Here is a 12,082-nt window from a genome sequence, read left to right on the forward strand (position 1 = left end):
GATGATTAACGCTCCACAACGGGTATGACTCTAATCCGCGCTAATGTATACTCACAGTAATAGTCGCAGTTTTGAGCGAAGAGAAAACTATGTTTGATAATTTAACGGATCGTCTATCCAAAACGCTGAAAAACATCAGCGGTAAAGGTCGCCTGACCGAAGACAATATTAAAGAGACGCTGCGTGAAGTACGTATGGCGCTACTTGAAGCCGACGTTGCACTGCCAGTTGTCCGCGATTTTGTTAAGCGCGTAAAAGAAGGCGCTGTAGGTGTTGAGGTTTCTAAATCTCTCACCCCGGGTCAAGAATTCATTAAGATCGTTCAAGCTGAACTTGAAGCTGTGATGGGGGAGTCTAACGAGGCTCTTGACCTGGCAGCACAACCGCCAGCCGTTATCTTAATGGCGGGTCTACAAGGTGCGGGTAAAACCACATCGGTAGGTAAGCTATCTAAGCTCCTGACTGAGCGTGATAAGAAGAAAGTTTTGGTTGTGTCTGCCGACGTTTACCGTCCAGCCGCGATCAAACAGCTCGAAACCTTAGCAAGCGATGTTGGTGTCGACTTCTTCCCATCTTCAGCTGACCAAAAGCCTCTTGATATTGCAAACGCTGCAATCGACCACGCGAAGAAGAAATTCTACGACGTGCTAATTGTCGATACTGCCGGTCGTTTGGCTATCGATGAAGAGATGATGGGTGAAATCAAAGAGCTTCATACTGCCATTAAACCAGTAGAGACGCTGTTCGTTGTTGATGCTATGACAGGTCAAGATGCTGCGAATACTGCAAAAGCCTTTGGCGATACGCTACCACTAACTGGTGTTATCTTAACGAAAGTGGATGGTGACGCGCGTGGTGGTGCTGCACTGTCTGTTCGTCACATCACAGGTAAGCCGATTAAATTCTTAGGTGTTGGTGAAAAGACTGACGCATTAGAACCATTCCACCCAGATCGTGTTGCTTCTCGTATCCTTGGTATGGGCGACGTACTGTCTCTTATTGAAGACCTACAGAAAAACGTTGATACCGAGAAAGCAGAGAAACTGGCTAAGAAGTTCAAAGAGAAGAAAGGCTTTGACCTTGAAGACTTCCGTGAGCAACTTGGTCAGATGAAAAACATGGGCGGCATGATGGGCATGATGGATAAGCTTCCAGGCATGTCTCAGCTACCAGACAACGTTAAAGATAAAGTTGATGACAAGATGTTCAAGCAAATGGAAGCGATCATCAACTCTATGACAATGAAAGAGCGTCAGCGCCCAGACCTAATCAAAGGCTCACGCAAAAAGCGTATTGCTGCAGGTTCTGGTACGCAAGTACAAGATGTAAACCGTATGCTTAAACAGTTCACTCAAATGCAGAAGATGATGAAGAAAATGCAGAAAGGTGGAATGAAAGGCATGATGCGCAACATGCAAGGCATGATGGGCGGCGGTGGAGGTATGGGCGGAATGGGTGGTGGTTTTAACCCGTTTGGCCGATAATCTACAAATGTAAGCTTTAGCTACGTTACTTTTCATAGTGTTAGCCGTGTCACAGAAAGTGAACGGTGGCTATGTTGGTGAAAAAATAGCTAAAGCCCTTGCATTGCCCCGGAATAAGAGTAAAATTCCGGGGCTTTAATTTGGCACGAGACCCCAAGCTATTTACTTATACTTGGGGTTAATTATTTTATTAAGAAAGCAAAGAGGACGACATGGTAACCATTCGTTTGGCACGTCACGGTGCAAAGAAGCGCCCATTTTATCAAATCGTAGTTGCGGATAGCCGTAACTCTGTAACTGGCCGTTTCATCGAGAAAGTAGGTTTCTTTAACCCTACTGCTCAAGGTCAAGAAGAAGGTCTACGTCTAGACCTAGATCGTGTTAACCACTGGGTTGGTCAAGGCGCATCTCTATCTGACCGCGTAGCTAAGCTAGTTAAAGACGCTCAAAAAGCGGCTTAATTCTTTTTTAAAAAGAGAAATAGCTTATGTCGATGAAGGGTAAAGAAACGATGAGCGAGCAAAACGAAAGAATTGTTATGGGTAAACTTGGGTCTACCTATGGTATTCGTGGCTGGCTTAAAGTGTTCTCCTACACAGACAATGCTGAAAGCATATTTGATTACAGTCCTTGGTATTTAAAGCTAAAGGGCGAGTGGGTTGAGTATAAAGTTGAAAGCTGGAAACGTCATGGTCAAGGCTATGTATGTAAGCTAGCGGGATTAGATGTACGTGAAGACGCGCAACTGATGACCAATTTTGAAATTGCTATTGACCCTGCTTCATTACCTGAATTGTCAGAAGATGAATTCTACTGGCGCGAATTGTTCGGTATGCAAGTTTTTACCACTAAAGGTTACAACCTTGGTGAGGTCACTGACCTATTAGAAACTGGCTCGAACGATGTTCTAGTAATCAAAGCAAATCTTAAAGATGCTTTTGGCCAAAAGGAACGGTTAATCCCGTACCTTGAAGAGCAAGTGATCAAGAAAGTTGATCGCGAAGCTCGCCGGATCGAAGTTGACTGGGATCCTGGATTCTAACTCCAAATTACAGAGCGAGAGAACACATGTGGGTTGGCATTATTAGCCTTTTTCCTGAAATGTTCCGTTCTGTTACTGATTTTGGAGTAACAGGTCAAGCGGTTAAAAAAGGTCTTTTATCTATTGAGACATGGAATCCTCGCGATTTCACTCATGATAAACATCGCACTGTTGATGACAGACCTTACGGTGGTGGTCCTGGCATGTTAATGATGGTTCAGCCTTTGCGCGATGCTATCCAAACAGCCAAGCAAGCAGCACCGGGAAAGACGAAAGTAATCTATCTTTCACCTCAAGGTCGTAAACTCGACCAGAAAGGTGTTGAAGAGTTGGCAACAAACGAGAACTTGCTTCTTATTTGTGGCCGCTATGAAGGGGTAGATGAGCGCATTATTCAATCTGAAGTCGACGAAGAATGGTCGATTGGCGATTTTGTGATGACGGGTGGCGAACTGCCAGCCATGACGTTGATTGATTCAGTCTCTCGGTTTGTTCCGGGTGTACTTGGAGATTTCGCATCAGCAGAAGAAGATTCTTTTGCAAATGGTTTGCTAGATTGTCCCCATTATACGCGCCCTGAGGTGCTAGACGATAAAGATGTGCCATCGGTACTCAAGTCTGGAAACCATAAGGACATTCGTCGCTGGCGATTGAAACAATCGTTGGGCCGAACTTGGCTAAGAAGACCAGAACTCCTGGAAAACCTAGCTCTGACTGACGAACAGGAACAATTACTGGCTGAATTCATTAAAGAGCAACGCTCTTAACGAAAAGCAAGCAGTAACCTATTAAATTTAGTATCAGTTTATTCTAGGAATTTATACAAATGAGCAACATCATCAAGGCTCTTGAAGAAGAGCAACTAAAATCAGACCTTCCTAAATTCGCACCAGGTGACACTGTTGTAGTTAAGGTTAAGGTAAAAGAAGGTGACCGTGAGCGTCTACAGGCTTTCGAAGGCGTTGTAATCGCTATTCGTAACCGTGGTCTACACTCTGCATTCACAGTTCGTAAGATCTCGAACGGTGAAGGCGTAGAGCGTGCGTTCCAAACTCACTCTCCAATGGTTGATAGCATCGAAGTTAAACGCCGTGGTGCAGTACGTCGTGCCAAGTTGTACTACCTACGTGAGCGTTCTGGTAAGTCAGCTCGTATTAAAGAGAAGCTTACTAAGAAGTAATTCTTTTTGCATTCTATCGATAAAAGCGGAGCCATTTGGCTCCGCTTTTTTGTGTCTGCTATTTAGAGTCTCACAGGTAAGAGATCCCCAACTTGCTCGTTCCTCACTCTGAGGATGACGAATGACAAGCCTTGATACCGTGATAGGCTGTCGAACCGCTGAGGGAGTTTTTGAATCAACCAGAGCTGTCATTCCCTAGACTGACGAAGGAAGGAGTAGGGAATCCCCATTAGTGCCGTGTTATAGGCAATAAAAAAGGATTGCCGTAAAACGCCAACCCTTCAAAATTTACTCGCTACTCGCTACTCGCTACTCGCTACTCGCTACTCGCTACTCGCTACTCGCGCCTAGTGTGGGTCTTCCGACCAACCATCGCTATCCGACATGTCTGGAGCACCAGCGATGCTGTTCTCTTCGTCAGCCCATTCCCCGAAATCAATCATCTGACATTGCTTGCTGCAAAACGGGCGGTGCGGGCTTTGTTCGCCCCATTCAACGTCAGTGTTACATTGAGGGCATTTAACGATGGTGATTTTCTTCGACATAGTGATTCTTAATTTGAAGGTGTAATAATAGTGAGTTTAGGCTCGAGTGAGGACTCAAGCCAAACAATAAAGGAAATGAATTAGCTGCAGATAGCCAACTCAAATTCAATATCTTGAGTACAGGCTTGCCCAGTTTCAAAGCTCATAAATTTAATAGCGAAACGGTTTTTATGTCCCGAGATCATCGGGTAGGCACCGTACTGCATTGGAATTGAAAGGCGAAGGATATTCGCTTCATCAGCATCGCTTTGGAAGAAACCTGTACGAGCGATCTGATCCTTAAAGTGACCAGTCTCTCTGGTGAGCTTCAACCATAGTGTTAGTGCTTCATACAGAGGCTGTAGGCTATCCATCCATGTCTCAGCATCTCTAACTCTCTTATCAAGAGGAAGATGAAGCCAATAATGTAGAGCCGGTAAATCAAAGCAACATGAGCCACCTGGCAAGTTAAAGCGTTGACGAATGGCGCTAAGGAAGCGGTCCTCTTTTAATGATTGCCCAAAACGTTCCGCCTGCATCAGTTCACGATAGATATGACTAATATCATTGAGCAATGATGTCAGCATCTCTTGATCGACACCTTCAACATCTAACCAACTTTTATAGGTTACACGCTGTTTCTCAATATCTTTTGCGAGTTCGCTCTTAAGTTGTATCTGTTCGAATATTTCAATCAGATCAAAGATAGAACGGAAAAAGAGTTGATACTGTTGAGCATCGGAAAATGCAGAAGATAAGTGTAACTGCCTCAAGAGTGATTCAACTCTTAAGTAGATGCGTGTTTTCTCATTTAGAGGATGTTCAAATTTATGGGTGATCATCGAGCAAACCTTCATTCAACATTGTTCTATTCTGACCCATCTACTGCACTGATTGCCAGATACTTTTGATGTAAATCTGTGATTTGAGGCAAAAGTTCTTGGTTTTTAGTATGGTTTTTAATCACGTCATCTGCAACTGCTAAGCGCTGTTCTCTTGATGCCTGTGATTTTAAAATTGATTTAACTTGTTCCCTAGAAACATTATCGCGACTCATCGTACGTTCTATTTGCACTTCTACCGGCACATCAACGATTAATACGCGATCGGTCATGCCTTGCATTTGGTTTTCAACCAATAGCGGTGCGACTAATAAACCATATGGGGATGTGATTTTAGACAGGTCACTGTCAATTTTGTCGCGGATCATAGGGTGAAGCAGTTCATTGAGCCATTGTTTCTCTGTGGGATCAGAAAAGATCACTTCGCGCAGTTTAGCTCGGTTTAGCGCCCCATCTTCGAGCAATACCTCTTCACCAAAATGAGTCGCAATCTGTTTTAGACCTTCACTGCCCAACGCCACCACTTCACGTGCCACGATATCAGCATCGACAATATCAATGTGAAAATGTTCGCTGAAGAGATTAGCTACCGTCGTTTTACCACTGGCGATCCCACCGCTTAATCCGATAATGATTGCCATGATTAAATCCCTAGTACAGAAGTGAAATACCAACCCATGATGTCATTGCCCCACATCAAACTTACCCAACCCGCAATCGCCAGGTAAGGTCCAAATGGGAACGCTTTATCTATGCCTTGCTGTTTCAAGCGAAGTTGAATCAAGCCGAAAACCAAACCAACCAGCGACGACAAAAGAATGATCATTGGTAGGTGTTGCCAGCCAAGCCATGCACCTAATGCGGCTAGGAGTTTGAAGTCTCCATATCCCATGCCTTCTTTGCCTGTTAGTAGCTTGAACAACCAATAAACAGACCACAAAGCTAGGTAGCCGGCCATTGCGCCAACTACGGAATCTTGAAGCGATACTGGGCTGATGTTAAACAGTGCTAACGCGATACCAGACCAAACCAAAGGTAAGGTGATTTGATCAGGTAACAGCATGGTATCTAGGTCGATAAAGGTTGCGGCAATCAATGCAAAGGTGAAAAAAATCAAAGCAATGGCGTAGTAACTGAAACCAAAGTGGCTAGCCACTACGGTGCATAGTATTGCAGTCAGCAGTTCGACCAATGGATAGCGAGCACTGATTGGGTTAGCACAGCTATGACACTTCCCTTTTAAGAACAACCAGCTTAATACTGGAACATTGTCGACGATTCTTAATTGGGTTTTACATTTAGGGCAAGCCGAACGAGGGATACTGAGATTGAACTTCCCCTCTGGCGCAGGAATTTTATACTGAGAGAAATACTCCGAGCACTCTTGTTGCCACTCTCGTTCCATCATAATCGGTAAACGGTGTATGACTACGTTGAGGAAACTGCCAATAAGAAGGCTAAAAATGAAAGCTAATACGGGGAATAGCCAAGGATAGTAGTGAAATACTTCCATAGTGTCCTTTACCACTTAATCAATACAAGCAGTGGTTCTCTGCTTGAGGGGTGTTTGGTTGCTTTGAGCTATCCTAACACACTCATAAGATTAAAGATCGGTAAGTACATCGCGACAACAAGCCCACCAATAGCGGTGCCTAAAAATACGATGATCAGTGGCTCTAGAATCTTACCTAAATTATCGACGGTGTTGTCGACTTCAAATTCATAAATAGATGCGATTTTATTGAGCATGTCATCAAGGTTACCGGACTCTTCTCCTATCATGACCATCTGTAAAACCATCTCAGGAAAAGCATCGGTATTGCGCATCGCGATATACATCGGCATGCCAGCGGCAGTTTCACGGTGAACCTCGATGATGGCCGATTCATAATGCAGGTTACCTGCGGTTTTGGCTGTGGTCTTCAGGCTGGTTAAAATAGGAATCCCTGAACTAAAACTGGTTGATAAGGTTCGGCTGAATTTGGCGATTGAGGCTTTGGCCAATACTCCGCCAAGAATAGGGAATCGCAAACCTAGACGGCTGAATGATAAACGAATGGAATAAGACCGTTGACGCAGTTGGTAGGTAAATAATGTGACTAACCCTATGCCAACGGCAGCATAAAGACTGTAAGCCTGTACCCAATGCGAAAGGGAGAGTACTTGTTGAGTAAACCAAGGGAGATCTGCCCCGAAGCCTGAAAACATCGATTCAAATTCAGGAATGACCATGGTGAGCATTAAGTAAGAGACAGTCAAAGCGACAGCGACCACCATTGTGGGGTAAATCAGTGCTTTTATGACCTTAGACTTTAGCTGCTCACTCTTTTCTCTATAGGTTGCTAAGCGCTCAAAGACTTGCGCTAGGTTTCCGGAAAGCTCGCCAGTAGCGACCAAGTCGGTGTACAGGTCGTCAAAGTGAGAGCTTGCCGTCCGCATCGCTTTTGATATAGGGGTTCCCGCTTCGACACCTCGACAGATGTGCAATAGAATTGATTTCATTTCAGCTTTACGGTGATTGTCTGACACTAGCTTAATGGCCTGAACGATAGGCACGCCAGTGGCAAGCATGGTCGCAAGTTGTCGAGTCAAAATGGTGATGTCTTTGGCTTTGACTCGATGTGTTAAACGAGTGACTGCTGAGATACTTTTCTTTTTGATTTTCTTAATCTGAATATGCTGCTCTTTGAGCTTTTCTCGTACTTCTAATTCGGCTAGAGCCAAGGTTTGCCCTGACACCTTTTTGCCTGAGCTATTTATGCCTTTCCAGTGGTAGTTTTTTAATTGTGACTGCAGTTTAGTGCTCATGAGTGCTCCGATGGATTATAGATACAGAACACGTTGCAGTTCTTGATAGCTAGTGGTGCCTTCAAGCAACTTATCGATACCGGATTCTTGCAGTGTTCTCATTCCTTCTCTACGCGCGAGATCTTCAATCTCTAACGCGTTAGGTTTATTAATCAGACTATTTTTTAGTTTGTCGGTAAACGGCATCACTTCGTAGATACCCACTCGACCGGAGTAACCCTGATTACACTCATTGCATCCTTGTGGGGTGGCTTTGTAGATATTTTGGCTGTTAGGAATAGAGTGACGTAGAAATATGTCCGGCGAGTTGTCAGCTGTTTTACAGTGGTTGCACAGTCGCCTTGCCAGTCGCTGCGCGATAATCAGGCTTAATGACGAGGCGAGGTTAAATGGTTCAATCCCCATATGGGCGAGTCGAGTCACGGTTTCCGAAGCTGAGTTAGTATGGAGTGTCGAGAGGACTAAGTGACCCGTTTGCGACGCTTTGATCGCGATCTCTGCGGTTTCTAAATCACGGATCTCACCGACCATCACTACATCAGGGTCTTGTCGCAAGAACGATCGTAGTGCTTCGGCAAACCCAAAACCGATCTTTGGCGTCACCTGTACCTGATTGATACCACACAGGTTGATCTCCACCGGATCTTCAGCTGTTGAGATATTACGCTCTGAGGTGTTAAGCATGCGAAGTCCAGTGTAAAGAGATACCGTTTTGCCACTGCCTGTGGGCCCAGTCATTAAGATCATCCCTTGGGGGCGTTTTAGGGCATTGAGATAGAGCGCTTTTTGATCCTCGCTGTAACCTAATTTATCGATATCTAAATTGGCTGCGCTGCTGTCTAGAAGACGCAGTACGATCTTTTCTCCCCACAATGTCGGTAGAGTCGACACACGCATATCGATCGCCAGCTCGTCGTTCAAACGCAGCTTAATACGGCCGTCTTGAGGTAAGCGACGTTCAGCGATATCAAGTTTGGCGAGAATCTTTAAACGAGCGGATAACCGACGGCTTAAATGAGACGCGGGCTGTTGGACCTCAACAAGAATGCCATCGCAACGCAGACGCACTCGGTAGTTTTCTTCATAAGGTTCGAAGTGGATGTCTGATGCGCCTTTACGCACCGCATCAACCAGTATCTGATTGATAAATCGACTGACAGGGGAATCGTCTTGACTGAGATCTTCAATTGAACTCATTTCATCGTCAGAGACTTCAACAAGATTGGCGAGCTCATCTTGGGTGATCTCTTTGCGTTTGGAGTCTTGCCCGGAAATAGAGCGACCATACAGCTTTCGTATGGCGCCTTCTAATTCTGAATAGTTAGCGATAACGAGTTCTATCTGCAATCCAGTCGCGAATCTAAAATCGTCTTCAGCTTGCAAGTCGGTTGGATCGGCAGAGGCGAGCGTGAGAGTAGAGTGAGAGAGGCCAACTGGGATAGCACGATACTTAGTGATCAATTCACGAAGTCCCAATTGGTCACACAAGATTTCATAGTCAGTATTGGCCAGTTGCACTAACGGCAAACCGAAAATGGTTTTGATGTTATTGGCGAGGCTCTCGTCAGAGAGGATGTCTAGAACAAGCAAAGCTTCAGGTGCAGAAATACCTGAAGCTTGTACATGTTCCGCAACGGCCTGTTCTTGAGTCAGGCTAAGTAAGTTAGCCTGACGGAGAACTGTTGGGAGGTTGGTTAGCATTAAATTTAGCTACAACCTTCAATTGACGGTACGCCAGAGTCTGGGGTGCATGACCAACCAGTGTTATCATCTCTTTTCATAGTCAATTTCTTGTTTTTGAGGCTTCCATCATTGAATTTGAACTCAATCGACTTCTTATCTGTACCAATAGATAAAGTACCTAAAGTGTTAGAACCTGCAGAGACTCCGAGTAGCGTTATCGCACCACTGATAGTGCCTTCTTCTTGAATGATTAGTTCAGCTGGAGTGACAAGTGATTTAACTGTCGCTAGCGCAGATGAAACCTGACTTTTTGTTACATAATCTTTGTATGCAGGCACAGCAATTGCCGATAGCACACCAATAATCGCAACCACAATCATCAATTCAATCAGCGTAAAGCCTTTCTGGTTTTTTCTTTTGTTTTTCATTGTTCTATTCCATTCGTTTAGTTTGTTTCAGTGCAAGCACCGGTTGATGGAGAGAATAGAAGTTGAGATCGAGAAGTGGAATGGTGTTCAGGTGTGGGCGCGAGTGGTTTTGTATTTATTAGTGTGTTGTTTCATATAGGGCGCAAAATTATGCGATCAGCTTAGTTAACTGGTTGATATACTGATAATAAAAGCAATAAAAAGGCATGGCTGATTGCCATGCCTAGAAGTTAAGTAATTGATAGAACCATGAGATTAAGCTTTGAATCGCATTGAAAGGTCCATTGCTTTTAGATGCTTAGTCAGTGCACCCACAGAGATGTAATCGACACCTGTTTCAGCGAACTCTGCAATCGTATCTAAAGTCACGTTACCTGAGTTTTCTAGTGCTGCACGACCTGCGTTGATTTTAACCGCTTCACGCATCATGTCTGTGGTGAAGTTGTCTAGCATGATGATGTCTGCACCGGCGCTGATTGCTTGCTCTAGCTCTGCTAGGCTTTCGGTTTCAACTTCTACAGGCTTACCCGGGTTAAGCTCTTTTGCTGTCGAGATCGCTTTCTCAATGCCACCACATGCGATGATGTGGTTTTCTTTGATTAGGTAGGCATCGAAAACACCAATACGGTGGTTGAAGCCACCACCACAAGCCACAGCGTATTTTAGTGCGCTACGTAGGCCAGGAATCGTTTTGCGAGTGTCTAACAGGCGGCATTCTGTGTGTTTGATTTTGTCAGCGTAGATTGCTGTCGCCGTCGCACAACCAGATAGTGTTTGAATGAAGTTCATTGCGTTACGCTCACCGGTTAAAAGTGCGCGAGCAGGGCCTGTTAGCGTGCAAAGTGTTTGGTTTGGTTCAACTTTGTCACCGTCTTCTACATTCCACTCGATAGTGACTTCACCGCCCAATTGCTTAAACACTTCATCAGCCCAAGCTTTACCACAGAACACACCGTACTCACGGGTAATGATGGTTGCGCTGTTGATTGCGTCTGCAGGGATTAGACTTGCCGTAATATCAGCCGCTGGATCTAACGTTCCACCTAGATCTTCTTTGATGGTCTCAGCGACTGCGCGAGTGATCTCTAGCGGCAGTTGCTCTTTTAAGTAATCAAGGCGTTGGTGGCTGTTATGTGTGTTTTTCATCGCAAATCTAATCTTGAAAGGGAGTGGGAATGGAATGATACTCTTGCTTAACTTCAAATTAAAGAGGCTAGCGCGACTGCTCTATGGGCAAAGTCACAATCTTATTGCGCTAGTAGAAAAGAAAGCGAGACTAAGATGACGATGAGCTTCAACGGATGGTACGACAATGCTCGGCATGTTCCTTCTCCGTATTTTGATGCTAGACCCAGCACCGACGATATCTCTCTGCTGGTGGTCCATAACATTAGTTTACCACCTGGCCAATTTGGCGGCCCTTACATTGAACAGTTTTTCACGGGCAAACTTGATCCGACAGATCATCCATTTTTTAAAGTGATTCATCAAATGGGCGTTTCGGCACATTGCTTGATTCGCCGTGATGGTGAGGTGGTACAGTTTGTGTCATTTCTTGACCGAGCTTGGCACGCAGGCCAGTCGAGCTTTGCGGGGCGTAAAAGGTGTAATGATTACTCGATTGGTATTGAGCTGGAAGGAAGCGACTTTATCGCTTATACAGAGCAGCAGTACCAAGCGCTTACTCGATTAACAGAAACGATCGTATCGACTTTCCCTCAAATAACCACCGAACGTATCACCGGTCATCAATATATAGCCCCGCTACGCAAAACTGACCCTGGCTTGGTTTTCGACTGGCAGAAGTTTAAAGGCGAGCTCAAGGTTTAAGCCTCATTATTGAAGGTGCTCTATTGTTGCTGGTGGTTGAATAGTCAACGCCTGGCATAATCACTTGTGAATTTTTGTTGTTGCGATGTAAATAAAGTGGTTAGGGGGAGGGCGTCAATAAATCGAGAGTGTGACGAGCTTATCAAACGATCTAATATTAAAACTTATGAACAGGATTTCTACCTCTAATGTGCGCTTGGTTTGATTTTTAATCAAGTGGCACTCATCTTTCTGAAACAATCCATTTTTATCCTGAAACTT

The 12,082-nt window shown here is 44.8% G+C and carries 13 protein-coding genes and 1 pseudogene; 6 read left to right on the forward strand and 8 right to left on the reverse strand.

Features of this window, described 5'->3' with window-relative positions; genetic code table 11:
- Nucleotides 1–89 precede the first annotated feature (89 nt).
- From ffh to rplS, 5 genes are all read left to right on the forward strand, one after another.
- Nucleotides 90–1,484, forward strand: coding sequence for a signal recognition particle protein (gene ffh, locus AB6D80_RS05530; protein WP_004735506.1), 1,395 nt, complete (start codon nt 90–92; stop codon nt 1,482–1,484).
- Nucleotides 1,485–1,696: 212 nt separating this feature from the next.
- The gene (rpsP, locus tag AB6D80_RS05535; protein WP_004735508.1) at nt 1,697–1,945 is read left to right on the forward strand and encodes a 30S ribosomal protein S16; all 249 of its coding nucleotides are present in this window, start codon (nt 1,697–1,699) and stop codon (nt 1,943–1,945) included.
- A 26-nt stretch (nt 1,946–1,971) separates the two neighbouring features.
- The gene (rimM, locus tag AB6D80_RS05540; RefSeq protein WP_009847609.1) at nt 1,972–2,526 is read left to right on the forward strand and encodes a ribosome maturation factor RimM; all 555 of its coding nucleotides are present in this window, start codon (nt 1,972–1,974) and stop codon (nt 2,524–2,526) included.
- 26 nt (nt 2,527–2,552) lie between these two features.
- The gene (trmD, locus tag AB6D80_RS05545; RefSeq protein WP_004735512.1) at nt 2,553–3,293 is read left to right on the forward strand and encodes a tRNA (guanosine(37)-N1)-methyltransferase TrmD; all 741 of its coding nucleotides are present in this window, start codon (nt 2,553–2,555) and stop codon (nt 3,291–3,293) included.
- Nucleotides 3,294–3,352: 59 nt separating this feature from the next.
- Entirely contained in the window at nt 3,353–3,706 is a 354-nt protein-coding gene (rplS, locus tag AB6D80_RS05550; protein ID WP_009847607.1) for a 50S ribosomal protein L19, read from the forward strand.
- 347 nt (nt 3,707–4,053) lie between these two features.
- Here rplS and yacG read toward each other — a convergent pair whose 3' ends face one another.
- The 8 genes from yacG to nadC form a co-directional block, all read right to left on the reverse strand.
- A complete protein-coding gene (yacG, locus tag AB6D80_RS05555) occupies nt 4,054–4,251 on the reverse strand; it encodes a DNA gyrase inhibitor YacG (protein ID WP_017056605.1) in 198 nt (65 codons plus the stop codon).
- Nucleotides 4,252–4,331: 80 nt separating this feature from the next.
- Nucleotides 4,332–5,072 carry a cell division protein ZapD gene (zapD, locus tag AB6D80_RS05560; protein WP_012604748.1) on the reverse strand — a complete coding sequence of 247 codons (741 nt, stop codon included), beginning with the start codon at nt 5,070–5,072 and terminating at the stop codon, nt 4,332–4,334.
- A 26-nt stretch (nt 5,073–5,098) separates the two neighbouring features.
- Nucleotides 5,099–5,713: a dephospho-CoA kinase gene (gene coaE / locus AB6D80_RS05565; protein ID WP_017097339.1), complete on the reverse strand. Its 615-nt coding sequence runs from the start codon at nt 5,711–5,713 to the stop codon at nt 5,099–5,101.
- Nucleotides 5,714–5,715: 2 nt separating this feature from the next.
- A complete protein-coding gene (locus AB6D80_RS05570) occupies nt 5,716–6,585 on the reverse strand; it encodes an A24 family peptidase (protein WP_086048774.1) in 870 nt (289 codons plus the stop codon).
- A gap of 68 nt (nt 6,586–6,653) precedes the next feature.
- Nucleotides 6,654–7,880: a type II secretion system F family protein gene (locus tag AB6D80_RS05575; RefSeq protein WP_371701732.1), complete on the reverse strand. Its 1,227-nt coding sequence runs from the start codon at nt 7,878–7,880 to the stop codon at nt 6,654–6,656.
- Nucleotides 7,881–7,895: 15 nt separating this feature from the next.
- On the reverse strand, nt 7,896–9,581 hold the full coding sequence (gene pilB / locus AB6D80_RS05580; protein ID WP_371709503.1) for a type IV-A pilus assembly ATPase PilB: 1,686 nt from the start codon (nt 9,579–9,581) through the stop codon (nt 7,896–7,898).
- Nucleotides 9,582–9,586: 5 nt separating this feature from the next.
- Nucleotides 9,587–9,991: a pilin gene (locus tag AB6D80_RS05585; RefSeq protein WP_371709504.1), complete on the reverse strand. Its 405-nt coding sequence runs from the start codon at nt 9,989–9,991 to the stop codon at nt 9,587–9,589.
- Between the two features lie 255 nt (nt 9,992–10,246).
- On the reverse strand, nt 10,247–11,137 hold the full coding sequence (gene nadC / locus AB6D80_RS05590; protein WP_371709505.1) for a carboxylating nicotinate-nucleotide diphosphorylase: 891 nt from the start codon (nt 11,135–11,137) through the stop codon (nt 10,247–10,249).
- Nucleotides 11,138–11,220: 83 nt separating this feature from the next.
- Here nadC and ampD point away from each other — a divergent pair.
- Nucleotides 11,221–11,821: pseudogene (gene ampD / locus AB6D80_RS05595) on the forward strand (1,6-anhydro-N-acetylmuramyl-L-alanine amidase AmpD).
- Nucleotides 11,822–12,082 lie beyond the last annotated feature (261 nt).

Source organism: Vibrio sp. 10N.247.310.17, from assembly GCF_041466605.1.
Lineage (GTDB): Bacteria > Pseudomonadota > Gammaproteobacteria > Enterobacterales > Vibrionaceae > Vibrio > Vibrio tasmaniensis_A.

Coding starts and splice junctions, on each gene's coding strand:
- rimM (WP_009847609.1), top strand. CDS start 1,972: ATGTCGATGAAGGGTAAAGAAACGATGAGCGAGCAAAACGAAAGAATT.
- zapD (WP_012604748.1), bottom strand. CDS start 5,072: ATGATCACCCATAAATTTGAACATCCTCTAAATGAGAAAACACGCATC.
- nadC (WP_371709505.1), bottom strand. CDS start 11,137: ATGAAAAACACACATAACAGCCACCAACGCCTTGATTACTTAAAAGAG.
- ffh (WP_004735506.1), top strand. CDS start 90: ATGTTTGATAATTTAACGGATCGTCTATCCAAAACGCTGAAAAACATC.
- pilB (WP_371709503.1), bottom strand. CDS start 9,581: ATGCTAACCAACCTCCCAACAGTTCTCCGTCAGGCTAACTTACTTAGC.
- AB6D80_RS05575 (WP_371701732.1), bottom strand. CDS start 7,880: ATGAGCACTAAACTGCAGTCACAATTAAAAAACTACCACTGGAAAGGC.
- AB6D80_RS05585 (WP_371709504.1), bottom strand. CDS start 9,991: ATGAAAAACAAAAGAAAAAACCAGAAAGGCTTTACGCTGATTGAATTG.
- rpsP (WP_004735508.1), top strand. CDS start 1,697: ATGGTAACCATTCGTTTGGCACGTCACGGTGCAAAGAAGCGCCCATTT.
- coaE (WP_017097339.1), bottom strand. CDS start 5,713: ATGGCAATCATTATCGGATTAAGCGGTGGGATCGCCAGTGGTAAAACG.
- rplS (WP_009847607.1), top strand. CDS start 3,353: ATGAGCAACATCATCAAGGCTCTTGAAGAAGAGCAACTAAAATCAGAC.
- yacG (WP_017056605.1), bottom strand. CDS start 4,251: ATGTCGAAGAAAATCACCATCGTTAAATGCCCTCAATGTAACACTGAC.
- trmD (WP_004735512.1), top strand. CDS start 2,553: ATGTGGGTTGGCATTATTAGCCTTTTTCCTGAAATGTTCCGTTCTGTT.
- AB6D80_RS05570 (WP_086048774.1), bottom strand. CDS start 6,585: ATGGAAGTATTTCACTACTATCCTTGGCTATTCCCCGTATTAGCTTTC.